25 protein-coding genes and 1 tRNA gene are annotated in these 26,290 nt (G+C 59.0%); 9 read left to right on the top strand and 17 right to left on the bottom strand.

Features of this window, described 5'->3' with window-relative positions; translation table 11 throughout:
* Nucleotides 1-2: 2 nt before the first annotated feature.
* Nucleotides 3-953, bottom strand: a complete 951-nt coding sequence (locus tag N5095_RS22600) for a metallophosphoesterase family protein (RefSeq protein WP_390203615.1) — start codon at nt 951-953, stop codon at nt 3-5.
* The gene (locus N5095_RS20205) at nt 950-2,074 is read right to left on the bottom strand and encodes a hypothetical protein (protein WP_267624984.1); all 1,125 of its coding nucleotides are present in this window, start codon (nt 2,072-2,074) and stop codon (nt 950-952) included. The genes N5095_RS22600 and N5095_RS20205 overlap by 4 nt, the downstream gene beginning before the upstream one ends.
* 619 nt (nt 2,075-2,693) lie before the next feature.
* Here N5095_RS20205 and N5095_RS20200 point away from each other — a divergent pair.
* Both N5095_RS20200 and N5095_RS20195 read left to right on the top strand, forming a co-directional pair.
* Nucleotides 2,694-2,993, top strand: coding sequence for a hypothetical protein (locus N5095_RS20200; RefSeq protein ID WP_267624983.1), 300 nt, complete (start codon nt 2,694-2,696; stop codon nt 2,991-2,993).
* A 223-nt stretch (nt 2,994-3,216) separates the two neighbouring features.
* On the top strand, nt 3,217-5,160 hold the full coding sequence (locus tag N5095_RS20195; protein WP_267624982.1) for a pentapeptide repeat-containing protein: 1,944 nt from the start codon (nt 3,217-3,219) through the stop codon (nt 5,158-5,160).
* Nucleotides 5,161-5,560: 400 nt separating this feature from the next.
* Here the strand turns inward: N5095_RS20195 and N5095_RS20190 are convergent, their stop codons facing one another.
* From N5095_RS20190 to N5095_RS20170, 5 genes are all read right to left on the bottom strand, one after another.
* Nucleotides 5,561-5,908: a hypothetical protein gene (locus tag N5095_RS20190; protein WP_267624981.1), complete on the bottom strand. Its 348-nt coding sequence runs from the start codon at nt 5,906-5,908 to the stop codon at nt 5,561-5,563.
* Nucleotides 5,905-6,558: a recombinase family protein gene (locus N5095_RS20185; protein ID WP_267624980.1), complete on the bottom strand. Its 654-nt coding sequence runs from the start codon at nt 6,556-6,558 to the stop codon at nt 5,905-5,907. Before N5095_RS20185 ends, N5095_RS20190 begins: the two co-directional genes overlap by 4 nt.
* Nucleotides 6,559-6,853: 295 nt before the next feature.
* Nucleotides 6,854-7,231: a hypothetical protein gene (locus tag N5095_RS20180; RefSeq protein WP_267624979.1), complete on the bottom strand. Its 378-nt coding sequence runs from the start codon at nt 7,229-7,231 to the stop codon at nt 6,854-6,856.
* A gap of 319 nt (nt 7,232-7,550) precedes the next feature.
* Nucleotides 7,551-7,778 (bottom strand): hypothetical protein, encoded by a 228-nt coding sequence (locus N5095_RS20175; protein WP_267624978.1) that lies wholly within the window; start codon nt 7,776-7,778, stop codon nt 7,551-7,553.
* Nucleotides 7,779-8,712: 934 nt separating this feature from the next.
* A complete protein-coding gene (locus N5095_RS20170) occupies nt 8,713-9,198 on the bottom strand; it encodes a hypothetical protein (protein WP_267624977.1) in 486 nt (161 codons plus the stop codon).
* Between the two features lie 1,390 nt (nt 9,199-10,588).
* On the opposite strand from N5095_RS20170, the gene N5095_RS20165 reads away from it, so the two are divergent.
* On the top strand, nt 10,589-11,500 hold the full coding sequence (locus N5095_RS20165; protein ID WP_267624976.1) for a hypothetical protein: 912 nt from the start codon (nt 10,589-10,591) through the stop codon (nt 11,498-11,500).
* A 53-nt stretch (nt 11,501-11,553) separates the two neighbouring features.
* Entirely contained in the window at nt 11,554-11,847 is a 294-nt protein-coding gene (locus N5095_RS20160; protein ID WP_267625362.1) for a M48 metallopeptidase family protein, read from the top strand.
* A gap of 9 nt (nt 11,848-11,856) precedes the next feature.
* Here the strand turns inward: N5095_RS20160 and N5095_RS22640 are convergent, their stop codons facing one another.
* Nucleotides 11,857-12,105: a DUF8139 family protein gene (locus N5095_RS22640; protein WP_464369014.1), complete on the bottom strand. Its 249-nt coding sequence runs from the start codon at nt 12,103-12,105 to the stop codon at nt 11,857-11,859.
* A gap of 34 nt (nt 12,106-12,139) precedes the next feature.
* Nucleotides 12,140-13,591, bottom strand: a complete 1,452-nt coding sequence (locus N5095_RS20155; protein ID WP_267624975.1) for an HNH endonuclease family protein — start codon at nt 13,589-13,591, stop codon at nt 12,140-12,142.
* A 394-nt stretch (nt 13,592-13,985) separates the two neighbouring features.
* Here N5095_RS20155 and N5095_RS20150 point away from each other — a divergent pair, with 394 nt between their 5' ends.
* Nucleotides 13,986-14,372, top strand: a complete 387-nt coding sequence (locus tag N5095_RS20150) for a hypothetical protein (RefSeq protein WP_267624974.1) — start codon at nt 13,986-13,988, stop codon at nt 14,370-14,372.
* A gap of 60 nt (nt 14,373-14,432) precedes the next feature.
* On the opposite strand, the gene N5095_RS20145 is transcribed toward N5095_RS20150, so the two are convergent.
* The 3 genes from N5095_RS20145 to N5095_RS20135 form a co-directional block, all read right to left on the bottom strand.
* Complete coding sequence (locus N5095_RS20145; RefSeq protein WP_267624973.1) at nt 14,433-15,422, bottom strand: PDDEXK family nuclease; 990 nt, start codon at nt 15,420-15,422, stop codon at nt 14,433-14,435.
* Between the two features lie 485 nt (nt 15,423-15,907).
* Nucleotides 15,908-15,982, bottom strand: a tRNA-Arg gene (locus N5095_RS20140).
* 183 nt (nt 15,983-16,165) lie between these two features.
* Nucleotides 16,166-17,353, bottom strand: a complete 1,188-nt coding sequence (locus N5095_RS20135; RefSeq protein WP_267624972.1) for a hypothetical protein — start codon at nt 17,351-17,353, stop codon at nt 16,166-16,168.
* A 447-nt stretch (nt 17,354-17,800) separates the two neighbouring features.
* Here N5095_RS20135 and N5095_RS20130 point away from each other — a divergent pair, with 447 nt between their 5' ends.
* From N5095_RS20130 to N5095_RS20120, 3 genes are all read left to right on the top strand, one after another.
* Nucleotides 17,801-18,724 carry a geranylgeranylglycerol-phosphate geranylgeranyltransferase gene (locus N5095_RS20130; RefSeq protein ID WP_267624971.1) on the top strand — a complete coding sequence of 308 codons (924 nt, stop codon included), beginning with the start codon at nt 17,801-17,803 and terminating at the stop codon, nt 18,722-18,724.
* 127 nt (nt 18,725-18,851) lie between these two features.
* Nucleotides 18,852-19,463 carry an RAD55 family ATPase gene (locus N5095_RS20125; protein ID WP_267625361.1) on the top strand — a complete coding sequence of 204 codons (612 nt, stop codon included), beginning with the start codon at nt 18,852-18,854 and terminating at the stop codon, nt 19,461-19,463.
* Nucleotides 19,464-19,542: 79 nt separating this feature from the next.
* A complete protein-coding gene (locus tag N5095_RS20120) occupies nt 19,543-19,965 on the top strand; it encodes a CoA-binding protein (RefSeq protein WP_267624970.1) in 423 nt (140 codons plus the stop codon).
* Nucleotides 19,966-19,992: 27 nt separating this feature from the next.
* Here the strand turns inward: N5095_RS20120 and N5095_RS20115 are convergent, their stop codons facing one another.
* The 5 genes from N5095_RS20115 to N5095_RS20095 form a co-directional block, all read right to left on the bottom strand.
* Nucleotides 19,993-20,973: a PLP-dependent cysteine synthase family protein gene (locus N5095_RS20115; RefSeq protein WP_267624968.1), complete on the bottom strand. Its 981-nt coding sequence runs from the start codon at nt 20,971-20,973 to the stop codon at nt 19,993-19,995.
* Nucleotides 20,974-21,008: 35 nt separating this feature from the next.
* Nucleotides 21,009-22,514: a glycosyltransferase family 2 protein gene (locus N5095_RS20110; protein WP_267624967.1), complete on the bottom strand. Its 1,506-nt coding sequence runs from the start codon at nt 22,512-22,514 to the stop codon at nt 21,009-21,011.
* On the bottom strand, nt 22,511-23,983 hold the full coding sequence (locus N5095_RS20105) for a DUF2334 domain-containing protein (protein WP_267624966.1): 1,473 nt from the start codon (nt 23,981-23,983) through the stop codon (nt 22,511-22,513). Before N5095_RS20105 ends, N5095_RS20110 begins: the two co-directional genes overlap by 4 nt.
* A 202-nt stretch (nt 23,984-24,185) precedes the next feature.
* The gene (locus N5095_RS20100; RefSeq protein WP_267624965.1) at nt 24,186-24,572 is read right to left on the bottom strand and encodes a DUF5798 family protein; all 387 of its coding nucleotides are present in this window, start codon (nt 24,570-24,572) and stop codon (nt 24,186-24,188) included.
* A gap of 125 nt (nt 24,573-24,697) precedes the next feature.
* Complete coding sequence (locus N5095_RS20095; RefSeq protein ID WP_267624964.1) at nt 24,698-25,315, bottom strand: plastocyanin/azurin family copper-binding protein; 618 nt, start codon at nt 25,313-25,315, stop codon at nt 24,698-24,700.
* 125 nt (nt 25,316-25,440) lie between these two features.
* Between N5095_RS20095 and surE the strand changes: the two genes are divergently transcribed.
* Entirely contained in the window at nt 25,441-26,244 is an 804-nt protein-coding gene (gene surE / locus N5095_RS20090; protein WP_267624963.1) for a 5'/3'-nucleotidase SurE, read from the top strand.
* Nucleotides 26,245-26,290: the final 46 nt, after the last annotated feature.

Raw genomic sequence — 26,290 nt, 5'->3', positions numbered from 1 at the left:
ACTCATGCTGGTTCGGCAGCGGTCACATCCTGCCTGTTTTGTCGGGTTTCGAATAGTGCTTCACGTGCCTTTTCAGCGAGTCTTGCACAGCCCGATTGGGTCACAGGAACGTCAATCCTTTCTCGTTCAATACAGCCTGCCGTGGACTTGCTTCGGCCGTTCGGGAACTCAAGCAAGGTCACCTGTGGCTGATAATTTCGATTAGTTGCTCCGTTGATACGGACCGGAGAACCGGGGTTGATGAACAGGGGGCAAGAGTCAGTGGGATATTCTCGCACTTCCGGTCGATGAAGATGACCACAAATGAGAACGTCTATCGACATTCGATTGGGAAGTTCACCAAGCACTGAGGGGATGTCGTGACGAGCTCGTTTCCATCCCGGCGAAATTCCTGCATGAGCGTTTATGATGTTGAATATCCCATCCTGATTGGAGGTGTCCGATTGAATCGGAGTGATACCTTGGCGATACTCTTTTTCAGTTCGCTGTGAACTCGGGATTCCATAGAGGGCACAATTGTGAGCTACCATATGGGGAGTTCGACCTAGATTGAACGTTTGGTATTCGCTCATAAAGTCGTCAATTCCGGGCGTTCTCGGAAGTTGAATTTTCTGTAGTACGTCTTCGTACCGGCTCGCTCGAGGGTGTCGCTGGTGGCGTCCGGTTTCCTCATCGTGATCGCCGGGTACGTAGCAGAATTGTATCCCGGCTTCCCTTAGCCGAGCAAGTTGTCTCCGTGCGATGCTTACGATTGTGGATGACGGACGCTGAGTTTCAAAGATGTCCCCCGTGTGTACGATGGCGTCAGCGTCTCGATATATTGCAATCGAAATGGCCGCTTCGAACGCAAAGATGTACGCCCACTGGCCATGTGAGCCTTTCTTCCCGTCCGAAGTTTCCGCCCTTCCGAGATGTGTATCGCCCACACAGAGCAAGCGTGTTTTCTGACTCATACCCACCACCGAGACGGCTGATCAGCCCGTTCACGAAGGACTCGAGGAATCTGTTGGCGAAGCCCGTTCCAATTGGGGCCATAACCCTGATAGCTCTCATTTTCTGCCCTTTCATCAAGCTCGCTAAGCAGGTCGCTAAGAGAGTCGAACGCTTCAACTTCCATTTGAAAGTCCCACCTGCTTTGCACGGGCGGGAACTCAATCAGCCACGCTCCCGGAATTGATGCCTGGGTACCGTTAGGAAGGTCAACATTAGAATCATACCAGTTAGGGATAGCAACGAATAACTGAACGGGCTGTTCATCCCACTCCCACGTATTTGATGCGACTATTCGCATCGGTGGTCCGGCTGTCGCGAGGAAGGCACGCCGGATTTCTCGAGCCGTTTGTCGATATTTTGATTGGTATGAAGACACCGTTCGTTCTCCGACATCCAACCGACGGCTGATCTCTTCTTCCGAGCATCCACTTTCTTTGAGTGCACGTGTCCGTGCTTGGCTAAGTGGGATTCCACCCTCCTCGTACAATTCCTGTACTCGGCCGGTAACATATGGAACCTCTTCCAAGAGAATTGACCAAATCTCATTGATTGACGATGTAGTCAAAGTACCGTCGTAGTCCAACTCGACGTCTGTCTCTCGAAGCTCATGGCTTCTGTCAGTCCATGGTACTTGGGTCCCCTCAGCCCATGAACGGTCGTAATTTGGAACCGTCAGTAAGCGGCACCCGACCTCTCCCCCTGCATGATAATCGATTTCGAATACAAACGGGCTTGCAGCGGGCTTAGTATCTCCCCATAGTCGGAGAGTTAGACAGTCGCCAGCTATAGCTTCTGAATCACCATCGGAAAAGTTACACTCCGAATCAACCCGTGCCACATACTCATTAGCCCATTCAGCTAGTTTCTGATAGTGGGAAACGTACTCTGTGTCTCCGAATTCCTCCTTGATCTCGTCCATCTCAAAAGCTACGTCCTGGATTGCTTCGGAGATGGACTCATATTCGTGAGGATCAAGCGCTGGTGCCTCTAGGAGGTCCGGGAGATAAACGAGTCCTCGCACTATCTCCTCCACTTCTACGTCTTCCACTGTAACCGGGCGGAAACGCATTCTGTTTCGCATATTAGAAACGTCTCGTCCCGAGTATATAAATGTTTATTGGGAGAGAGACTTTTTCTGCCTCGTTACACCTATATTGGGGTGTAAGACGGGTTGGTTTGTCTCGCCACCGAATCAGAGTCCCGGGGACGAATTAGAGACCGCATTTCGCTGCTGAGAGACGTATCTGACGGTAGAGCGGCGTTTCCGCGAATAGCATATTGGCGACGTTCGGCGCGTCATCGGTCGGGTGAAGACGATAACCCGGCAGACCCCTGGTGGCGGTCTACAGGACGAAGCAAGCGGTCATGTCACCCTTGGTGCGCCCGGTTGGCGACTCGCTCTCGATGCGGGCTGTCTCGTTCCCTCAATTCGCTTGACGAGGGCGGGTGTGTTCTGTTGCTCTCGGGCACCGGTGAGGGTATCAGCGTGGCCGGCGAGAGGCTTGCTCATGCCTCGTCCTCCTCGTCGGGGGACACAACGCAACTTAATTTCACCACCACTCGCTGTGACTCACCTCCTAGAGAGGTGCCGCGAGTCTAGCACTAGATAATTGAGTCGTAGCTTTCGGGAGGAGTGGACGCTGATTATTCGTCTCGGAGGGTGATAGAATATTTACCGTTTCAGAATGTAGCTGTAGCACATGGATATTTCACTACTTGCCACTCTCTTTCTTGTCGGCACAGCTCCTTTCGCAATTGTTTGGGTGTGGACACGTAAATCAGAACAGAGTAAGAATCAGAAGCTCCAGTTTACGTTCTCTACACTCTCACTAGCGCTTGGGCTCATACTCTTCAGCGACCTCTTGGAAGAGCAGAGTGTACCATTGGTATCATCAGAGATAGTATTCGGGCTGATGGGCGTAAGTCTCCTGTTGTCCGTCTACTTCATCGTTCAGGGCCGGAAGAATAGTCTTGGAACAAGCATCGGTGCAGAGCAGTAGACACGCTCTGTCTCTAGAAGCTGAGTCACCAGCAACTACGCTGAAAGAAAGTCACGCATCAAACCTATCCTCCGAGGCTATAGGGTAGAAAATAATCGCGGCTATCGCCCAGAAATCATCAGGGGAGCCACAGGATAATGTTCATGGAGCCGGGGGGAGTGAGGATAGTACTGTGAATCGCCGAGAACCGTATTTGTGGCAGCAGATATAGATTGTAAGAACAATGTGTGAGTTTGTCTTTGACCCCTCCCTGTGGCCCAGAGAAACCTCAAAGCTCACCGAACCGTGGGAGTGCCCGTACCCCCCGGTCAAGGGGGAAAATTACTGTATATTTCATCTTCCTCGGAGAGCTCGGAACCAGGTTTTCCCTACTATATCGGAGAGGAATAGTGAATACCGGAAAGCAATCGCGAAGACCGGGCGTATACAGATTATCTGCACCACGGTAGATCACCTGAATCTGAAGGGACTTTGGCCCTATATCGCAAATGGTTCAGAGGTTAAGATCGGGTTCTCAACGGTTCTTGGGACGGTGGATTTCTCTAGAGAAGAGATTCTAAGAAGCCTGCAAATAGTTGACTGTAGATTCGGTAAAATCGATCTCTCCCACGCTAGTGTTCAGGCGCCGTTCGGAGTAGAGCAGTCTCTGATTGTTGATGGGGATTTCACTGACACGACCTTTCACGACCGGGTTCAGGCTACAGATACGACATTTCATTCGGTGAGTTTCATGGAGGCTGTTTTCAGTAAACACCTCACTTTGTGCGACTCTATGGTCGATTCAGCGTCAATTTCTGAGGTGGAAGACAATCTCGGAGAAGGCCATTGTCGGTTCATCCAGACTGCAAACTTCATGGGCGCGAAGTTTAATAATGGAGCTATCTTTGCCAAATCCATATTCAGGAATGGTGCAAATTTCTTCCATTCTGAATTTAAATCTGGTTGTGTCTTCCACGGCACTACGTTCTCAACCGGTGTTGTATTTGATTCTGCAACCTTCACAAGAGAAACCGACTTCACCGATGTGGAATTCGGAACAGCAACATTCAGCAAGTCCGTGTTCAACGGACCGGCGAGTTTTGAAGGAAGCGAGTTCGGTAGCAAATATGTGTATCTAATGGAGGAGGACATCCCGGATCATATTTTTTCAGAGGGCATTGAACGGGAGAGTGTACAGAATTGTAATAATGTATTAGGCAATGGCGTGTTCAGCGATAAAATTGAGGATACATCACGAGTGTCGGCTTCATTCAACGAAACTGAGTCCAACGACATATTCCGGTTTACCGATATAAATTCAAAATACTACCTCACCATACCGAATGCGAAATTCCATCACATCGAACTTGATGTCGAATTTGAGAACCACCCCTGTTCAGTCGCATTCTACGGGTCTGAAATCAACGGCGGTGTATTCAGATTCAACCACAAAAATAGCCTCTACGAGGTCCCACGCACCGATTTAGGGGACGTCACTATTGATTCAAAGCAAGGCATCAACCCCTTCAGGAACCTCTTCATCGACAACACGTCATTTTACAACTTCGACTTCTTCGACAACCGGGACCATTTAGAGGACATCAGATGGGAGATCGATGGCGTCCGAGGGAACGAATTCACCCAAGAGTCCGAGAACAAAGAAACGACCTACGCTAAAGCAAAACTCGGCGCAAGCGATGTCGGGGATAGTCTTGCCGAATCGAATTTCTTCGTGAGGGAGAAGCGAACACGGCGACAAAAATACACGAGCCGGTTCGCCGATTCCGACGACGTCCGTAAGAAAGCACGATATGGAGTACAGTGGGCGCTGAACAAGTCGTACGACATCGCCTGCGTGTACGGTGAAAGCCCAGGGAGGGTCGTTGGTTGGTCCCTGTTCTGCGTGGGTATCTTTTCAGTACTATACGGGATTATAGAAGAAACCGGTATTCAACCGGTAGAATACACCTTCTCGGTTGGACTCGGTCAGAACGAGACACTCAATATAACCATCTGGGGGATGGGGAACCTAATCGCGAGTTGGCAATCCTTCACCGGATTCATGTTCGGGGGTGGTATTGAGAACGCCACTCCAATGGTGAATCTCCTATCTTCAATTGAGAGCTTCATCGGAGCATTCCTGATTAGCCTCTTTGTCGCGACAATTGTACGATCAGTCGATAGGTGACCGGATATCGGGCGCTGAGTTAGCACGGACAAGATTCAAAGAATCTGCGACCGTTACTGACTTGCGGCGGAAATGAGGTGTTCAAACAGCCCGGACGCGGACGCGGCTTACGTTGTCGATATCGATATCGCTATAGTTTGATTCACACTTTCCAAAGTATATTTCATATACATAAAATCAGGTCTGCGAGAACCGCTACCGTCCGATGGTGGAAGTTCATCGCCGGCGCAATCGTCATTATCGCAGTCGGACTCGCCGCGATGCTCGCCGCCGAGATCGCGGTCGGACTTTCACCGGCCAGCGTGCTCCTCGGACTCATCTGCATCATGGTCGCCGACCGTATCTGGATGGCACACGACAGGAGTGTACGTCAACCCGTTCTAGCGCCCGACGCCGACCATCACACCCACTCAGGCGACGGACGCGAACGCGACTCGCTCGACACCGCGTCGAACGCTCCGTACCATAACGAGATTTCGTCGTACCGGCCGGCACGTTTCAAGTAATCGACAGCCGACTCTGTCGCCGCGTAGAACGGCCCCTGAGCGTCGTCGTACCCGGACTCGGATTCGAGGACGACAACGAACTCGCGTCGCCCTAACCCGTCAAGCGCGTTGCGGACCTCGGATTCATCTCGGGAGCTGCCGCGTGTCACGAGTTCTGGGATCGACAGTGACGCTGTGTCGGTCGCGAGTATCTGTTGCAGAACGGTGAGTTCTTCCGGCGGGAGTGGTGTCGAGTTACTCACGTTTCCGCCTCTGGTTCTACTCCGGCTTTGTCGCAGTACCGATAGATCGTGCTCCGGTCGACATCGACGCCGTGCATTTCGGAGACGAGTGCGGTGATCTGACTGTACGACATTCCCATCTCCCTCCACTTGTACACGTCTTCCATCGCTTTGTCGTCGAGCTTCCGCTTCCGCCCCACCGGAAGTCCCTGCTCCTTTCGCCGTTCGTGCATCCGTTCGGCGCGCTCCCGTGCGAGGTCGCTGGTGAGCTGGTTCATCACCGCAATCACGCCAAGCATCGCCGACCCCATCGCGCTCGACGTGTCGAACTGCTCGGTAGTAGAAACGAATTCGGTGTCGCTGTTCGTGATTTCGTCGACGTCGGTCACGATGGTTCCGAGGTCGCGTCCGAACCGTGAGAGTTCGCGGACGACGATGGCGTCGTACTCGGGGTAGGTGTCCATCAGGTCGTTGTAGTCGTCTCGATTCTCTGACTGACCGGAGATTGCGATGTCTTCGTAGAAGTCGATGTTCTCCTCGGGGATGTCTCGGCGTTCGGCCCACGCCTTGATTGTATCTTTCTGTCGGATGTGTGATTCTTCTTCTTTCTGTCGTTCTGTCGACACACGAATATACGCCGCGATTCGAGAATTTTCCGCGAGTTCCGCCATGTTGCATAATGCTATCGTTTCGCACTAATATGTTGCGGAACTATTTGTATGCAAGAAGGTTGTGAAATGGCCCCAAAACGCAACAGGAGCCGACACCATTCCCACCCCTAATCCGCGTCCGAGAACAATGATTCTCACAAACCACGCCAACCCTATTCACACCATGATTCAATTCTGTGTGCTGGTTATTATCTAACACAAGATCGGACCGCGTCCGGGGGAGGGAGGTAGCGCCGACTCTCAGAAACCCCACTCCCGGAGCAGTACACCACCATTTCGGGTAGCGACAAATAGGTCAGAGGCCATCAGAATCCGAGTCGTACACGGACGCGAACAGATGCTCGCGAGTCATCAGTTCAGCGACGCATGAGAGGAGCGTTTCGGCGATGATCGTTGCTCGGTAGTATTCGTTTGAGACGTCGTCCCGGACGCGGACCCTGCGTTCAACGACACCGACATCTGCAAGAGCGCTGAGACTGTCGTGTACCGCGTCCGCGTCCGCGCTGAGCCGGTCGGTGAGTTCCTCGACGGTCAGGTCCTCGGAGAGCAACCAGTACGCGCATCGAAAGCCGAGTGGGTCGGTGAGTGGGCGGAGCATTGACAGGTAGTGTTCGAGGGGGAGCTGCGGATCGTCGGGGAGTAGGTCTTCGGGGTTACGTGGACGGTCAGGCATAGATGGGTGATTGAGTGGCGGAGGGAAAGTGTTCGTCCCGCGTTCGACATGAGGACGGATCGACAAAGAACGTGGACACATCGTGGAAGCGATAGCGAATCAGCTAGACGGGTATCGGCTCACAGACCTGCTCGAATATGCAGATGCGGACCGATTTGGCGTGTTTGCGTCCGCGTGCGTCGAACTTGGAGTTCGGTCACGTCGAGAAATGAAATGGTGTGTTCCTGTATCCCGCAGACCCGGACGCGGACCGGTCTGTGTCATTGACATCGCAATTGTTCTGTCATAGAGTTGCGGCGGAAATGGGGAGTCCCTCAACTCACTTGTACCCGACTAACAGGAGCTCACCGCGCTCCGCGAGCACAGATGCGACAACGGCCGCGCGCCACCGGAATTCCGAGTCCGCGTCCGCGTTACCGCTGAAATACGACAGCCGCATCCACAAATCATCGGTCGACTTCTCTCGTTCCTCATCGGCGTGCCGGGTCCACATCGACGTGAGGAACTCCGGGTCTGGTTCCGCGTCCGGGTCAGGAAAATCAGTCATTCCAACCCCTCCGACCACGGCCCCCGATCAATCCACGGAAGTGCCGAGAACACGTCCTCACGCACCGCGAGTAATGAAACGAGTAGTATGATTCGCATCCGAATCCTCCACCAATTCGCCGCTGTTTCCGGGTCGCGCAGCGCAAGCTCGTCAGGGTGAGGTGTCGCCTGGTATTTCGATGCAATCTCACGTTCACGGATGGACAATTCGCGGAGACCGCTCCACAACCTCGCGTCCGTCTCGCTGCACCACCGGCTATGCTCACGCATGAACCACGATCGGGCATCATCTAGGTCTGGTGCGATCTCCGAAGACATACTGAGAAGACGTGACCACACCCCGATATATCTCTGGAGTACCCGGAGTGTAAGTGGTTCCGTGGCGCGGACACGCCCCCGTTATCGCACCAGGCCGCATTGGCAGTTCTAACCTCCGTTCAGGGCTTTAGTAGAGACGGGACAAACTTTCTAAGAGGCATTAACGATTAGAAGGTTTCCGGTGAAAGTGGTGAAGGAGCGCCCCGGAGTCCAGAATCGGGTTTATATGATACAGACGGCTGATGGGTGGAGCGCTAAGTGAGCGTGACGCGGCGGATGCGGCACCACCTGCGATGACAACATACGGTGACATCGATAAGACCACTTGTAATTGAGGGGACGGAGCGCAGCACCGCGTCCAGGAAGATACTGGATAAAAGTATACTGAAGATATACTGTATTCTCGGGGCTACCGACAATATAGCGGTATAGATGAGGGGCCCACCCCGGGTGATAAGAGTATCAGGTCCGACGCCAACGGACATAGCGGAGCCCAATTCTGTGATGAGGATGCCGCTTCCGGGCGATCAGCGATACTCCACGGCACTTTTTCTCCGAGAATAACTGAACACGGACGTGGACACAGTCATCAAGGCACGGGCGAAAAGAGGAACCAGTTAGTTGTCACCCATCACTGCATCACGTACCACATCATTTCCAGGCAAATCATTCATCGAAACATCGTCGATCTTCACAATGATGGTTACAAGTGCCTGAATAACCGCTTCGTGCTGGTTCAAGCGGTCTTGAACATCATCCCCAACATGGTTCTCAAGCACGGTCAAATCACGCTCCAGCTCATCAAGACGCGCTTTTGTCGGTCGCTCATTTCCGGACTCACCGGCGTGGAAATCCGCTAAATTCATCTCTTTCACGATTTCCCGGCACGTATCTGTGAGGGATACGATATTGGGGAGTGAGACTCCGTTGTCGTACGTTCCTTGACGGTCAATATTAACTAGTCCGTACTTTTCTGCGAGTTTCCGATACCGATATTTCACTTTGTTACTATCCGCACCGGTGAGCGACGATAGTTCTGAGGTGGTTGCAGACCCGCCCTCATTTTTGAGAGCAGCCAAGATTTCGATAGTCAGGTCGCTCATATCATCTAACGTTTCTACTCGCTTCTTTTCCGTGTCATGCGGCTTCCAGTTCTCGTATTTCGACATTGTCGAGGTCTCTGCTGCTGGTACATGGTCAGAATATAAAACCCCGAGACGCGTTTCGAGTGTCGAGTCGTACGGTAAACTGCGACCGTGTAACACGCAACCCAACCAATCCATATGGTGAATCAAGGCTATGGTCCCAGGGGAACAGTCCACCGGGTAACTAGATAGTCAAACCCAGTACCCGGTAACACACCACCTCGAGAATTCATCCTCTCATTCACCACAATTCACAACGGAAACTAAACAGCAGTTCTGACGAGGCTATTGGTAACCCTTTTTCGACCCGGTCACTCGGAAATCGGGCACCAAAATCACGTTCCAAGAACTGAGGTTTACCCCCGGGCCCACATCAGATCGGACCCCGGCCACACATAGCAAGTGAATCAGAAATCATCGAAAGAAGAGAAGGAACCGACCGGCATTCGATAGGGGGATGTAGGGGAGCTCAGCGGAAGCGAATACGCAAGCGCCAGAGCGAGGATACGAACAGCGCTGCGCCTAAAAGGGCATCAAACTTTAAGTGGCTTCAAGCCAAAGAGACGAGTGCAGCCGATAGTCACAACTACGTTAGTTGTAGAACTCTTTTGTACCTGGCGTTGAAAGGTGTTCATAAGCGGAAGTCGCCGATTGACGGACGCGGCGCTAAGGAGGTTCGTGATTCCGCGAAGAACCGGCGTGGACACCTGGTTCTCGGGGGAGCAGGGCCTTAAGTCCGTCGGACACCCCCATGCACATTTCGACACCGCAACCCGACATCATCCATCTCGACTGGGTGGCAGGAGACGACCGTACACATTCACCGTCGGTAGACTCTGATGACTCACGCCCACCCGCTGAGGCATACATTGCAGTCGGATCACTCCCTTGGGCCGGCGATAAGAAAGCAGATGAAAAGACACGAGTCGCGACTCATGTGGCGTGTAATGGTGATTTTCATTTCTATCCAAATCTGATTTCTGAGACACTAGAACAAGATTCTTCGAACTCTGACCGGCAATTGATCCGCCGGTTCTTCGATGATTATGATGACTGGTTTACTGAGGTCGACATCTCCGGGGATGACACTGGTAATTCGAGATATATTGTCTATCCCACGAAGGAGCTCAGACAGCTCATTGACTCTCTTGTTCTAGGAAAGCGCGATGTCCAACGGTCGCATAGAGGCCTGTATGGCGGGTTTTCAGAGAGCGGGGGTTCTGGGGTAGATTCGGATGAGTATCCGTTGGAACGGATAAGGGGAGAAATCGAGTCGACACGAATGTTACAGTCACAGTGGCATCGTCAGAATCTGGCCTGGTATGCGAATAATGCTCTGGAGGGTCGAATGGCGGGGATGTGGAAGTCTAGAGGAGAATTAGAGCTGAGGACGCGGTTTATGGACCGAAAAAGGGCGGGTAAGTCGTGGGCATCGGCGGTAACGCCTCTAGAAAATGCGGCAGAGGGTCATGAGGTGGCAACAGAGATTACGGTGACGACGTGGCCGTTCATAAATGATAAAGATGGGGAAGAGAAGTTTGAGAACATCCCGCATATGCGGGAAGAGTTGGTTGATTCGATTGAGTCGTTACTGAAGAAGTTGATGCGTGAGGCGGTCGACAAGAACCAGGCCCCCGATTACCAGACGTTCTTCGAATATACGGATACAGGCATTCCGCACGCTCACGTGCTGGTGTACGGTTTTTCGCCAGATGAGTTGATGGACGAGGAAGAGATTGCGCAGTATATGTACTATCAGCGGAGGCATTGCAAGGAGGTGAGTGTGCGCGGGGTTCATGTTGGTGAAGCTGGTCGGTGGAGGTATGACGATACGGATGTTCCTGTGCGTGCGTACTTACTGAAGGGGCTGCGGACACTTCTTGACGTTGCGGAGGGCAAGAAGGACATGGGGCGGGACGCGTTCTCGTCGAGTGCCGGGAAAATGGTTCCGTGGAAATTGGCGCTATACATGGAGATGGAATCAAGATTCTCAACGAATTCACAGAGGTTGAACTCGCCGATTGAGGAGCCGAAGTTTGAGTTTATTGAGTACCCGGAAACGTCGATTTTGGACGTTGCGGAGTGTGAGCGTGATAGCGAAAGTGGACGTAGGAATTTAGCCGCGCAAAGTCCCCTGGACGCCGTGGATCGTCCCGCGTCCGGGTTGGGCCGGATTCACCGGGCGGTCGTAGCGACATTGCCAGTAACCCTCATAGTCCTGATATCGTGGCTTTGGGGGTTGATTGATAGAATTGAGTAGCGGCAGCACTATCCTAAGTTGTGTTGAAGTAGCGCAATCAGCCTCAATTAGCCATTCCAGAGCGTGCTGAGGAGTACACCCAGAAACTCGGAACCAATGACGTCAACATCAAGGTTCGAGAAATCGCCCGGAGATGGGGAGAGTACCGTTCCGGTCACGTCGTCCTGAACTGGCGGCTAATTCTCGCGCCTCGTAAAATCCAGGACTACGTGGTTGCCCACGAACTCGCTCATTCGAAACATGGCGACCACTCAGATTCGTTCTGGAACACGGTGGGGACGTTGGTTCCTGACTACCGAGAACGCCGTGAATGGCTTCGAGTCAAGGGGAACACACTCTCTGTGTAATACCCCTCACTAGAACTCTTTAGAAGCCTGTTCATCAATTGACAGACGCAGGTCCCGCCATCTGAAGTCAATAGTCGTGCCTGTGTCTAGCTCCACCCGATATAGATGGCTGTCTCGTTCATCGCCCGTTACTTTTCCCCCGTCGTCATCGAGGACTTCGACGATAGTCCCGTGCTTCCCATGATGTTCTTGGTGATCTGGGTCGGTCTGATCAGGAAGGTCTACTCGGACCCGGTCACCTGGGTTAAAATGAGACATAGTTGAGGGCTTTGTAATATGAACGAATTAGTTGTTAGTCGGTGAGTTCGGAGCGGATGACGTTGTCGCTTCGGTTGTGTTCCGGGCAACGCACTTGCCCATTCTCGATTGTTGTATCCCCACCTTCAGCGTGCATTACGATGTGATCGGCGTCCCAATTGCTCCAAGCGACTCGGGCACGATTTTTCGCTTTTGATTCGTCCTCATCGGGGTCGAGCGCTTCTAACTCTTCCTCCAAACACTGCTGACAGACGCGGTCGTCACGGAGAAAGATAGCAACCCTTTGGGCGTGTGTGAACAACCGCTGACTGTCAAGTTCGACGATATCGGGTTCTGTTTTCCAGAGCTCGTTCATCATTATCCAGTGGCGAGCAGCTACCGGATCGGCACTTTGCTGGCTTTTCGACTTGAACCGGAGAATGGCATCATCACCGACAGGTTCGTTCTGCATACGGCGGTAGAAGTCACGGGCGAATTCTCGAATCTCCCTGAAATTACCAGAGTTGAAGCGGTAATTGCCGAACTGGAGTTCCCGGATGAGGGTGTAGAGTGTGATGATGTAGTACTCATTATCGAAGTAGACAACTTGGTCGTCGTCAGTCATCATCTCGGTATCTTTGAAGATGTCGTGTAGAGTGTCGAGCATCTCGTCTGTTCGCTGAACTTCTCGGCGGCTCCGGAACGCCGTTTGGTCCTCGTTTGGATTTAGCGTGCCCTTCTCGCAGTCGAAGAGGCGAGTGACACGGGTTCCGGTTACGTAAGCCGGGCCGTCAGCAATCTCAATGAGAAGGAACCGAGCGAGCAGGCCGAGGTGTTTCAGACGGTTGTTCCCATAGTTGACCAAAGAAAAGAACGGGTGCCGGTCGTCGTTGTGATCCAAGCTCTTGTACTCATCATAGTCGAAACTAATATCGTCAGCACGCTCAACAATGTAGTTCCGAACCGGGCTCGTGATTTTGGAGTGGTTTTCCTCCAACGTATTGAGAGACTCGCCTTGTTGGAGGCGCCAAAACACCTGTGTGGCGAGTTGCTGGTGTTCGGTGCTCGTCGGATTACTAATTCCTTGCAAGATGTCTACTGTGAGGTTGCAGTCTTGCTCGATAGCGGCCTGGTCATCGTCGCTGAGTTCGGCAAAGCTGTTGCCAGCGAAACCACGATCTTGGCGGTTATCGATCTCTCGGATTTGCTGGCTATTTGGGAGGGAGTACTCGTCGTTGAGGTAATCTTGGATTGCTGTAATGCGTTGCTGGCCATCGATTACTTCGTACTTCTGGATGGTCTCGTGGGTAATACTTCTGAGAACGACTGGAGGAACGTAGAGCCCGCAAATGAAGCTCTCCATGAGGCTCTTCTGCTTTTTGCGCTCCCAAACAGTCTTGCGCTGGTATGGTGGTCGCTTGATGAAGTCGTGACGGTCTGACCCGAACTGATGGAGAGGCCAAGTTTGCTGAGCCTGAAATAGTGGGTTCTCACGCTGGAGTACCATATGCTTGGCTCTCAACACAAGTACTTCAAAGCGTTCACAGGAAAGGACTGGACTCATTGTCGACCATTCGGTATCCTGTCAGATTCCATCCCCACCTCGAACATCACGTTATCTCTGTCTCTCAGGGGCACCCATAGGATTCTCTCCTCAGGAATACCGTGTCCCGAAGCGTTATTCCGGCCACTCTGGCGATCACTTCCGCGAATTCTCGAGGATAGCCTTGGTTCCTCCATTCTCGTGGCAGTCTCAGGGAAACCCATGGTAATGGTCGCGCGTGCGGTCCGCCTTCTCATGACTGTCCCAGCGACACATCCACCGCTCTCTGTAGCTGTGCTGAGACGGAGGTTATCTACTATCACACTCTATTGATGATCGGTTGGGACGATTCAACAGCATGGCACAGAGCGCTACTAGAGGCGGCTACATCCACTCTATCGGTGGTAACAACGGTCGAGTATCTCCTCCAGAAAATGGCGATGGCCTTGGTGAACTACGACGGTTGCTTGAATTTCTTCACGTTGGTGATCGGGTCGTGTTTGCTGGCGAGAAAGATACTGTTCACAAGCCTGTTACGGTCGTAAGTATAGTTGAAGAGGAAGGCGAACGCCAGATAACGCTTCGAGGTGAACAGGATGGATACTACGCGATACGTTATAGTAGCGAGGGGCGTCCCAGCCTTCGATATATTAACCCGAAGAATGGTGAGGCGAGCTGCCACTGCGGTAAATTCCTCTACACACTATTTTTTGTCGCCGGAGAGACCGGTCCAGAAATCAGATGAGCAAGTAAAGAGCGATGAACGGCATCGCGCCCCATAGCTTCCAAGACTTTCTATCAATCGCTATATCGAAGTCGAGAGACGGAGGAGCGTCGGCATTGGAAGCCATCCAAGATTCTCTTGGAGATGTTGCATGAGTTCATTTGGTTCCAAGACAGAAATGTTCTGAGGAATACTATCTTCTTCAGTGCCCATCAAGTTACTGAACAAGAACACTCTTCCTTGCTTTGCCAGTTCTGTATAATCCTGTGGATCAACAGTTGCACTGCCAGATTTAACCTGCACGTAGGCAGTTTCGCGATTCTGGTCAGTAACGCGCCGGAGTTCGCATTCATACGTTGCTTGCGAGTCGCCAGTTGAGTATTTTGTAAGTCGCCAGCCCTTTGATTGGAGGTAGTCTAGTACCAACTCCTCGGTATCGTCGGCATCTAAAATACTGAACAGGGTATCAGCATCGAGAGCCTCTACAGCTGATTGTAGCTTATCCAGCGATACAGAGCGCTCCGTATCAAAGTCATCAATTGAATGAAGATGTTGGATGACGCGCTTAGCGTCTGCATCAACACCTGTCTTCATCTTGTTCAGCGTTCCGAAACGACCTGTGAACTTGCGCTGCACGTATCCCGGTACGAAGTTCACTGGGACATCTGTCCACTCAACCCGACGGATGTTATATATTTGTGCCCCGTTTTCGTTGGTTAGGTCTTCGCGGAGTTCCTCTTTTACATCGTAACTGGTCACGCATTCCGATTTGACCTTACAAATAGCGTACTTGCTCCCTTCGTTCACCCAGACATAATCTGACGGCGATCCATCCTCGCCACTGTTCATTCCGTGGATGATGTAGCGGAGTTCATGACGCAGTCTTCCGCTCTTGGTCGTCCGTCCGGCGGCGCGGTGGGCTTGCTCAATATCATCAGGAGATTTCTGGGGACCATTGGGGTCCCATCCGGTTCCGATGATATTGTGTTGGCGGCAGGCATCATAGAAACCGGTCTGTTTCGCAGGCTGCAACTTCATTGAATAGACGGTGAATTTTTCTCCCCCAGACATAGAAGATATATGGAGTGTTCATCTGTTAAACCTTCCTGATAGTATTACAAATGCGGGGGAAAGACGCTCCGGAACAGCCGGCACAGTCGTCTTCATACCAATCCTCGCAGGCTAGCCATTGGCTAATCCAAGATTCGATAGGGACCACTCGGCTGCATGCCTTGCACAGCAATACTTACACTCTTTGCCGGGAGAACGGCACTCTAGGTAGCCGTAAGCACGGGTCGGCTGTACCCGTCCGGTTCCGAACACGTCTCACCTCATAACCGAGTCCCCCTCAAGATCAATCTCCGACGGGAACGGATTGACAATTAGACCACAACAATCGACAATGGTTTTGCACTCGTCTGCGTTTTAGATGTTGACGAATCGCGGGATAGCGTGGACCCCCGTTCGGTGACCGAACGAAATCAACTTGGTTTGACGGCTCCGCTTTATAAGCGATATGATGCCGTCTTGCGGATTTGAATCGTTCGGAGAACGAATGGGCGCTGCAGGATTTGAACCCACGGCAACTTGGTCCGAAGCCAAGCACTCTGTCCAGACTGAGCTAAGCGCCCTGTACTATAGCAGAGCCGCGTCGGTCGTTTAAACCATACGGTTTGTCCTCGGGCCGTAGTGTCCCCGAGTCAACTGTGCCCAGTGACGTAATCGTGTGCGAACGAAGCCGTGGGCTTATCGACGTCGCACTGACCCGAACGACTCCCAGGGCAGTGTTGCGTCGGAGGGTGGAAAATCCGCTGTCACCGGTGAGAGGATGGCCCACTTCTGTCTTGGATGAATCTCTCCGATGCGGGTTCGGGCTCTATCCGAACGGGGAGCACCGACCCGAGGTTCGACGCCGTCGGCCGCCCGGCGTGGATGAGAAGCCCCTCCGTCCAAGAGCCGTTGCGCTCGCCCGCGAGCACCATCGAACCGTCGGAAGTCCGAGCGACGGCTTCTCCGATTCCGCCCCGGTCGCCGTACTGGCGCACCCACTGTACCTGCGAGCCGTCGCGGCCGATTCGGGCGAGCATCGGACGGGACCGGTCGCTCCAGTGGCCGTCCGGATGGTAGGTTCCGGCGACGACCAGCGACCCGTCGCTATCGACCTCGAGTGCGGCGAAGTCGGCAGCGGCGGCGTCGGGTCCGTCGCTGAACAGGTAGCCGTAGCTCCACAACGGTTCGCCCGCGTCGTCGATAGCCAACAGCCAGGGAACCTCGCTATCCGCTTCAGGGTCGAGAATCCGCCCGGTGAGAACGAACCCCTCCGGGGTCGGAGTAATCGACCGGAGATACCCCCCGTAGACGTTCCCGTACGACCGCCGCCACCGTTCCTCGACGCGTGCGCCGAGCGCTCGAACGACCGGCGGCTCCCCCTCGGGGTTGCTGACCAAGAGATACCCGCCTCCCGTCGCGGCGATTCCGGTCGCGATGTCCGAACCGGGACCCCACTCGACGTTCCCCTTCCCGTCGGAGCTCACGATGATGTCCGGGGCGGGGAACGTACGTCGCCAGCGTTCGTGTCCATCACTGTCGACTGCCATCACGACCGGACTTCGGCGTTCGGCGAACGCGTCCGGCCCCACCCGTATCCCCTCGACGGAGACGCCGGCGATTGCGTAGCCACCCACCTCCCGAGCGACGAGCGCGACAGGCTCGAAGCCGACCCCGTCGGGCATCTCGATGTCGCGTGTCCACAGCGTTCGCCCGTCGCCGTCGAGGCGGAGTAAACGGGGGGCAGGATATCCGAGGAGCACGAGGAACCCCCCGTCGACGGGGTCGAGAGCGGCAACCGCGGCCGAGCCCTCGACGGTTCGTCGCCAGAGGTCTTCCCCGGCCCGGTCCGTTCGTACGAGGAACGCGCTCAGGCTACCGTCTGTGCCGTCCATCCGCTCGCCGGCGGCGAAGAGGCCGTCGTCTGCCGTACTGACGAGGGTACCGAGTTTCACGTGGGTAATCCGTTCGCCGTAGCGACGAGTCCACTGTAGCGTCGGGTCCGGCGGAAGCGCGTCGGGGGCCATCGGAAGGGAGGACGTAAGGCAGCCGGCGAGTCCGGCTCCGACCGTTCCGACACTCGATGCGAGAAACGTGCGTCGATTCACAGCTATCGAGCAGTAGACGTCGTTTCAGACCATAATCCTGAGTTCACGAGGCTCGCCTCGTGGGCGGGAACGATGCGAGAGGACGGAAGCGTACAGTCGGGGGAGGACGGAAGCGTACAGTCGGCGGCATCCAGTCACCACGAGGCCGACGCCCGACCGCTCGGACGCAGAGAATCCGGCGAGCGGTCCGTCGGCCCGCCAGCCCGCGAACCGCGTCGGTCGGCCGATGGGAACGGCTTCCCTCGCGCCACCCGGTCCGCGCGATTTAAGAATCGTCGTCGTACAGTGGGAACTGTGACTGTCGACGAGCGCTCCGCCGCGAACGCCACCGCCGACTTCGTCCAGGGGTTGGTGGAGCTCTCGCGACTGGGGAACGTCCTCGCGGCGGGGGCGCTCACGTTCATCGGCGCGTTCACCGTCCTCCCGCTGACCAGCGGAAGCGAGGACGTGGCGGCGATGGGGTTCGCGGTCGGCGCGACCGTCTTCGCCACCGCCGCCGGCAACGCCATCAACGACTACTTCGACGCCGACATCGACGCGATAAACCGGCCGAACCGGGCAATCCCCCGCGGCGCGGTGTCCGAGCGGGAGGCGCTCGTGTTCAGCGCCTGTCTCTTCCTCGGGGCGGTCGTCTGCGCGCTTCAGTTGCCGCCGGCGGCCATCGCCGTCGCAGTCGTCAACCTGCTCGCGCTCGTCGCCTACACGAAGTTCTTCAAGGGGCTTCCGGGCGTGGGGAACGTCGTCGTCGGCTACCTCACCGGGTCGACGTTCCTCTTCGGCGGGCTGGCGGTCCTCGACAGCGCGAGCGACCCGTACAGCCTCCCGACGCTCCCGGTCGGGTTACTCGTCCTCTTCGCACTGGCGGCGACGGCGACCTTCACCCGCGAGGCAGTCAAAGACGTGGAGGACCTCGAAGGCGACCGCCAGGAGGGGCTCCGAACCCTTCCTATCGTCCTCGGCGAGCGCCCGACGCTCTGGCTCGGCGTGGTGGCGATGGTGGCGGCCGTCGCGGCGAGCGGTCTGCCGTACCTCGTCGGGACCTTCGGCCGGCTCTACCTCGCGCTCATCGTCCCCGCCGACGGGCTTTTGCTCGGGGCGACCGTTCACTCGTTTCGCGACCCCACGCGGAGCCAGGAGCTGTTGAAGACGGGGATGTTGCTCGCCTCGGGGGCGTTCCTCGTGAGCCGGGTCGCCGTCCTCGTCGGATTCACACTCTGACGGTCTGATAATGAAAAAGAATATTAACACCAGCCGTTATCTCACTACCAGCCGATGAACGTTCGTGAGCGCGTGCGTCACACCGTCGACGGAGAGCGACGGCGCCCGCGCACGCGGGGGGGTCCGGATGTATGACCTCCCGCGGGACCTCGGTCCCGACATCGACCCGGGGACGAACCTCCTCGTGACCGGCCCGCCGCTGTCGGGCAAGCGCGCGCTCTGTCTCGACGTGCTCGCCAGCGGCACCCGTCGGGGTGACGGGGGCATCATCGTCACGACGAAGGACAGCGCGAGCCGACTGCTCGACGAGTACGGCAAGCGCGTCTCCCACGCGGACAGCCCCGTCGCCGTCGTCGACTGCGTCACTCGCCAGCAGGGCGTCAACGACGTGCGCGACGACGACCGGGTGAAGTACACCTCCTCGCCGGTCGACATGACCGGCATCGGAATCAAGCTCTCGGAGTTCCTTCAGGCGTTCTACCAGGACCGCGGCATCCGCCGGAACCGCGTCATGGTCCACTCGCTGTCGACGCTGCTGATGTACTCGGACCTGCAGACCGTCTTCAGGTTCCTCCACGTGTTCACCGGTCGCATCCAGAGCGTCGACGGTCTCGGCCTGTTCTGCATCGACGCCTCCATCCACGACGACCGGACGCTGAACACGCTCAAACAGCTGTTCGACGGCGTCGTCGAGACCAGCGAGGACGGAGAACCCGTCGTCAAGATCGCCGAGGTCTGAGCACGGCCTCGTCCGGGACGGCTCCGCACGCCGGTCGCGGCGGCGAACGCTTTTGAGGTACGGTCACGTCTCTCACACTATGCCCATCACGGCCGACACCTACCTTCGAGAACTGCTCGACCTCGACCGTATCGCCGTCGTCGGCTGCTCCTCGACGCCCGGCAAGGCCGCCCACGACATCCCCGCGTACCTCCAGCGCCACGGGTACGAGATTCACCCCGTCAACCCCTACGCCGACGAGGTGCTCGGCGTCGAGGCGGTCGACTCTCTCGCCGACGTCGAGGGGGAGATCGACCTCGTCAACGTGTTCCGGCCGAGCGAGGAGGTCGCCGGAATCGTCGACCAGGTCGTCGAGCGCCGCGAGAGCCGCGGCGACGTGCGGGCGGTCTGGCTCCAACTCGGCATCCGAGACGACGAGGCCGCGAAACGCGCCGAGGAGGCGGGGCTCCGGGTCGTCCAGGACCGCTGTATGAAGGTCGAACACGAGCGGCTGTCGGGCTGAGCCGCCGGGTGGGGAGGGCGGCCGCGCTCACCCCTGCCACGCCTCGAAGTCGCCGTAGACGCCCTTCGAGAGGTAGCGCTCGCTGGAGTCGGCGAAGACGGTGACGACGGCGTCGCCGGGCAGTTCGATTTCGCCGTCGACCGCCCGGCGGGCGACCTCACGGGCCGCGAGCGAGTTGGCCGCCGCGCTGGAGGCGACGAGTTGGCCCTCCTCACGGGCCAGCCGCTGCATCTCGGTATGGATGTCGCGGTCGGAGAAGGAGAGCACGTCGTCGACGAGTTCGGGGTCGAACAGCTCGTTCGTCGCCGGCTCGTGGGTGCCGATACCCTCCGTCTTGTACTCGCCCTCCTCGACGTCCCGCCCGACGAGCGTCCGATAGAGCGACCCCTCGGGTTCGACGGCGGCGACGTAGGTGTCCGGGTGCTGCTCGCGGGCGTACTGTGCCATCCCCATCAGCGTCCCGGCGGTGCCACAGCCGGCGACGACGGCGCCGACGCGGTCGCCGAGCGCCTCGTACACCTCCGGCCCGGTCGTCTCGTAGTGGGCCTCGACGTTCAGCGGGTTGGAGAACTGCTGGGGCACCACGGCGTCGTCCAACTCCTCGGCGAGCTGGTGGGCGCGGTCGATGGCGCCGCCCATCCCGTCGGCGGTGGGCGTGTTGATGACCTCGGCGCCGAGGGCGCGCATCAGCTGTTGTTTCTCCACGGAGAAGCGCTCGGGGACGACGAAGACGGCGTCCACGTCGAGTTGCCCGGCCGCGACGGCGAAGCCGATGCCGGTGTTGCCGGCAGTCGGTTCGACGACCGTCCCCCCCTCGGGGAGCGTCCCGTCGTCGAGCATCGCTTCGAGCATGTACCTGCCGATTCGGTCCTTGATGCTGGCACCGGGGTTGAACGACTCCAGTTTGGCGTAGACGGGCACCTCGTCCGGGCTCGCCTGCACCCGGACGAGCGGTGTCTCCCCGACCGTGTCGAGCACCGAGTCGAGGGGTTCGCGGTGGGTCGTCATGCCCGGGCAAATGTTGCCCCGGTTCGTTAAGGTTGCTACCCGGCGGTGGACGTCTCGGTCGTAGACGGCTCGGCCGTCGCCGCCTCCGTCGTCTGTCGAATACGGTCCGGGTGGGTCCACGTCACGTAGCGGCCGGTGACGACGTCGCACAGGCTGCGGAGGAGCACGAGGTCGACGACGGTCTTGTAACCGACGACGAGTAGCGGGGCGACCAGCAGGAGGCGGGGGTCCTCGTCGCCGAGGCGAACTGCGAGGGCGAGCGCGACGCCGACGAGAGCGAGGAAGGCGACGAGCGTCGCGACGACGGCGGTCTCCCCGGTCGCCAGCGACCACCCGACGGCGCCGAGCACGACGACCCCCGCCGCCGGCAGGAATAGCGACTCGACGAGCCAGAGGGGGTACGCGAGCCGGTGAAGGTACCCCGCCTCCGACTCGCCGAGCACGTCGCCGTGTTTCACGAGCGTGAGGAGATTCCCTCGGTACCAGCGCAGGCGCTGCCGATAGAGGCTGCGCCAGTCGTCCGGGGCCTCGGTCGTCGCGACCGCGTCGCTCGCTCGGACCCGGTAGCCCGCCCGGAGCACTTTCATCGTCACGTCGAAATCCTCGGTCAGCGTGTCCGGTTCGTAGCCCGAGACCGTCTCGAGCGCCTCCCGCCGGAAGGCGCCGAAACAGCCGGGGACGATGGTGACGGCGCCCAGTCGGTCGAAGAGGCGGCGCTTGAGGTTGATGCCGACGACGTACTCGAGCGCCTGACAGCGGCCGAGGAGGCCGGAGCGGTTCGCGACCCGGATGGTGCCGGCGACGCCGCCCAGGTCGGGTTCGTCGACGAACGGTGCGACCAACCGTCGTAGCGAATCGGACTCGAGGGTCGTGTCCGCGTCGACGGTGACGACGACCTCGTTCGAGGCGAACAACAGCCCGTAGTTGAGCGCCGAGTGTTTGCCGCCGTTGGATTTCGAGACCACCCTGACGAGGTCGCTGTCGACGGCCGCCGCCTCCGCGGCGGTGTCGTCGGTGCTCCCGTCGTCGACGACGATTACCTCCAGACGTTCGGGGTCGTACTCCGTCTCGAGCACCGACCGGACCGTCTCGCCGATGTACCCCGCCTCGTCGTACGCCGGGACGAGGACGCTGACCGACGGGAGCGCGTCGTCGTCGACGGTCGGCCCCTCGGCGCCCGCGCTCGCGAGGGCCCCCGCACCGACGACCCAGTAGTAGAACGCCACCAGGACGAACGCGGCGAGGTAGACGACGTCGAGCGCGACGAGGTGGACGCGGGTCGCCGCAAAGAGCCCACAGCCGACCGCCGCGACCAGGAACCCCCGGACGCCGAAGTAGCGTTCCAACGCCGGCTTGCGGTCGACGACGTACGCCGACCAGAGCAGGTAGGCCGCCCCGAGGGCGACGCCGACGGCGGCCAGCGTGAGCGCGGCCCGTGACGCCAGGAGCGCCACCGCCGCGAACGGCACCGCGGCGACGAGGTACAGGAGGAGGCTCGTCGGGTCGGCGGCGAACGAGCCGATTCGCTCGCCGGGACTCATCGTCGCCCTCCCGTGACCGGGAGCCGGACGGGGCGACTCGCGGCGGGGGAGCCGACAGACGGCGCCGGCCCGTCCGCCCCGACACCCTCGCCGCCGGCCGTACCGAGCGCCGACCCGGCTCGGTCGCTCCTATCGCTCCTGTCGGTCGGGTCGGTCGAGTCGCTCCTGTCGGTCGGGTCGGTCGAGTCGCTCCTGTCGGTCGGGTCGGTCGACTCGAGCACCCGCCAGCCGTCGTCGGTGCGGACGACCGTCCCCTCGTCGAGTCCGGTCGAGAGCTCGCCGAGCGTCATGAATCGGACGCCGGGCTTCGACTTCGCGTGGCGGAGATACTCACGGAGCAGCTGCCGCCGGTCGGCCGTCGCGAAGTACTGGTAGTGGAGCATCTGGACGTGTATCGACCCGTTCCGATACGACCGGTCGAAGTCGCCGTAGAGCCGTTCACGGTCGTGGAACTCGCCGGTGCTCCAGTTCGCGACGAACCCGCTCACGGAGGGTGTGTGACGGAGCCCGCCCGATTCGAACGTTCCCGACCGATTGTAGTACGCTTTCGTGAACCAGCCGCCGCCGGAGACGGTCCGGTAGCCGGCCGCGGAGAGCGCCGCGGTCGTGTTCCGGTCGTAGGAGTTCAGCGGGGGAACGAACGTACGCGGTCGCTGGCCGACACAGTCGGTCACCGCTTCGGTGCCCCGCTCGACGCGCCGCTGCTGTTCGGCGGCCGGCAACCCGCCGAACTCGCTCCCGGACGCGAACGCCGTCTCCGTGCGGTGGCTGTAACCGTGGAGCGCGTACTCGACGAGCTCCGGATGTCGCCGCTCGTTGGCGCGCAGGTAGCGACAGAACCGGCTGTCGGGTTCGAGTTCCTCCCCGTGGGGGGCGCCGACGACCCCCGTCGTGAGGGGGACGTTCTCCTCAACGAACACCCGGTCGACCGCCAGGAGCGTCTCGAAGTGGTACGCCGGCTGTGGGTCGTCGTTCCGGAACACGACGATGGTCCGGTACTCGCGCCACTCGGTCGGCTGCGTCGTCGCCGGCTGACCCTCGTTCCCGTCGAACGAGACCCCGCCGACCAGCCCGGTCGGCACGCCGGCGCCGACCGCCGTGGTCACCAGAAGCACCACCAGCGCGACGGTCGCCGTCCGTCGAGCCGCACCGGCGCCCCCGGCGACGAGCGCCGAGAGCGACGGGCGCGCCACCGCCCGGTCCGACCCTTCGGGCTCGGCAGGGGTAGCGTCCGTCGCGTGCTCGCGGTAGCCGCAGTTCCGGCACTCGTCGACGGTCCCGACGTGAGCGAACTCGGGGTGCGTCCGGTCCTCGCTCCCGACCGCACACCGAGGACACGAGACGGCCCCGCAGTCGTCGGTCGTGAGGTCGATTCGGCCACACGGTTCGTGCTCGTACGCGAGACGCCGCCGCCGCGACGTACCGCCACAACGACCACAGGGTTTCGCGTCCCCTCCCAAATCTATCATCTTAAGAGAATATCAATACTTCTATCAAGTTAGTTAGTGGTACTGTTCCGGCAGGCTGAACTCTTCTCGGAGACACAGACGGGTCCGCAACCGAGAGAATCGGTCTTCCTCGCCGACCTCGAGACAGCCCCCGTGAGAGGCGAAACCCGCCGGCACGGGCTTAAACGAGGCGTTTATCCGCAACTCCGCCGTCGAATCCGACTCAGTCGCCGTCGGTCGGCGCCTCGGAGGGGTTCGCCCCGCGCGTCGTCTCCTCGGCCGGCGTCTCCGATTCGGTGTCCGCATCGGCGTCCGTGGAGGCGCCGCCTGCGTCGGTCGACGACGCGTCGTCCCCCGAGCGCTCCGCCTCGTCGACGTGAGCGGTCGCCCGAATCGAGTCCACGTCGAGACCCTGCTCCTCGGCGATGGCGGCGACGAGCGCCCGCTGTTCGACGACCTCCGACTCCAGCGAGTCGACGCGGTCCTTCGTCATCTCGACGGTCTCCTTCGTCCGCCGGAGCTCCTCTCGCATCTCGTTCAACCGCTGGTAGACGTCCTCTGCCATCTCCGCGACTTTCTGGATCTTCTTCGCCGTTCCTCCGAGTCCCATGGGCGGGCGAACGGGTCGCTCCCTTGTGTGCGTTCCGCTTGGGCGGGGGAACCGGACGGACCACCGGCCCCGGAAGCCTCGAGGGCGCGGAGGGCCCCGCGGGTCCCGACGACCCCGAGGACCGGTCAGCGAACCGGACGCCGCCCCTCGTCGTCCTCGCCGCCGTAGTCGCCGCCGTACTTCAGGAGCACGTAGGCCATCGCGACGACCGAGACCATCGCCGTCCCGGCCGCGAGGGCGAGTGACTTCGCCGCGTCCGGGACCGACGGGAGTTCGACGGCCGGTTCGGGAGCCGCACCGCCCGCCTGGACGGTGACCGTCCCGACCATCCCGACGCTCTCGTGGGGGATGCAGAAGTACTCGTACTCCCCTTCCACCCCGAACGTGTGGCCGAACTCCTCGTCGGTGCCGACGTCCCCTCGCGGGTACCCCCGCCGTGCCGCGCTCTCGGTCTCGAAGCCGCCGCTCGCGAAGTACTCGGCGTCCTCGGGAATGCCGTCCGCGTAGGCGGTGACGCTGTGACCGACGCTCCCGACCGTCCGCCAAACGACGGTGTCGCCGGGGGCGACCGTCAGCGAGTCGGGGTCGAACACCAGTCCGTCGGTCATCTCGACCAGGTGTTCGGTTGCCTCCTGTGCGACGACGGGTGCGGTGGCGCCCGATGCGACGCCCACCCCGACGCTCACACCGACGGCGGTCCCCGCTCTGAGAAACTCCCGGCGCGTCGGGTCTCTCGCGTGCATGGTAGAGCGTAGGCGCCCGGTCGGCAATCAGCTGTCGGCGGGTCGTCGGGGGTGTGGGGGTTCTCGCGAAACGAACCCCGTCGTCGACCCGGTGTGCTTTTCGCGCCCCCGTCGAAGGGTGAGACATGGGTACCACGGGTACGCCCCGCATCCTGCTCACGAACGACGACGGAATCGACGCCGTCGGGTTCCGCGCGTTGTACGACGCGCTCGACTCGTTCGCCGAGGTGACCGCCGTCGCACCCGCCGACGACCAGAGCGCCGTCGGGCGGAAGCTCTCCCGCGAGGCCGACGTGGTGGAGCACCCCCTCGGCTACGCCGTCCACGGGACGCCCGGCGACTGCGTCGTCGCCGGCCTCGACGCGCTCTGTCCCGACGCCGACCTCGTCGTCGCCGGCTGCAACAAGGGCGCGAACATCTCCGCCTACGTGCTCGGCCGCTCGGGCACCGTCAGCGCCGCCGTCGAGTCGGCGTTCTTCGGCGTGCCCGCCATCGCCGTCTCGATGTTCGTCACCGGCGGCGACGAGGCGAACTGGACCGAGTTGGCGAGCGACCCGACGGACTTTCGGGTCGCGACCCATGCCGGGGCGTACCTCGCCCGCGAGGCGCTCGGCGCCGGCGTCTTCGAGGAGGCCGACTACCTGAACGTGAACGCCCCGATGCCGGAGAACGCCGCCGCCGAGCCGGCCGAGATGGTCGTCACCCGCCCGTCGAGCTTTCACGAGATGCGGGCCCGACACGAGGACTCCCGCGTCCACCTCACGGACGGCCTCTGGGGCCGGATGAAGAGTGGCGACTTTCCGGACCCCGAGGGGACCGACTGCCGCGCCCTCGTCGACGGGAAGGTGAGCGTCTCCCCCCTGACGGCGCCGCACACGACCGAACGCCACGAGGCCCTCGACGACTTGGCGGCGGACTACGGGAACTGAGCCGGACTAATCACAACCGAGTCTCGAGAACACCTCGGACGACGCC

The sequence above is a fragment of the Halobium salinum genome (assembly GCF_026586625.1).
Classification (GTDB): Archaea; Halobacteriota; Halobacteria; order Halobacteriales; family Haloferacaceae; genus Halobium; species Halobium salinum.
This window is presented reverse-complemented; position numbering and strand designations above follow the sequence as displayed.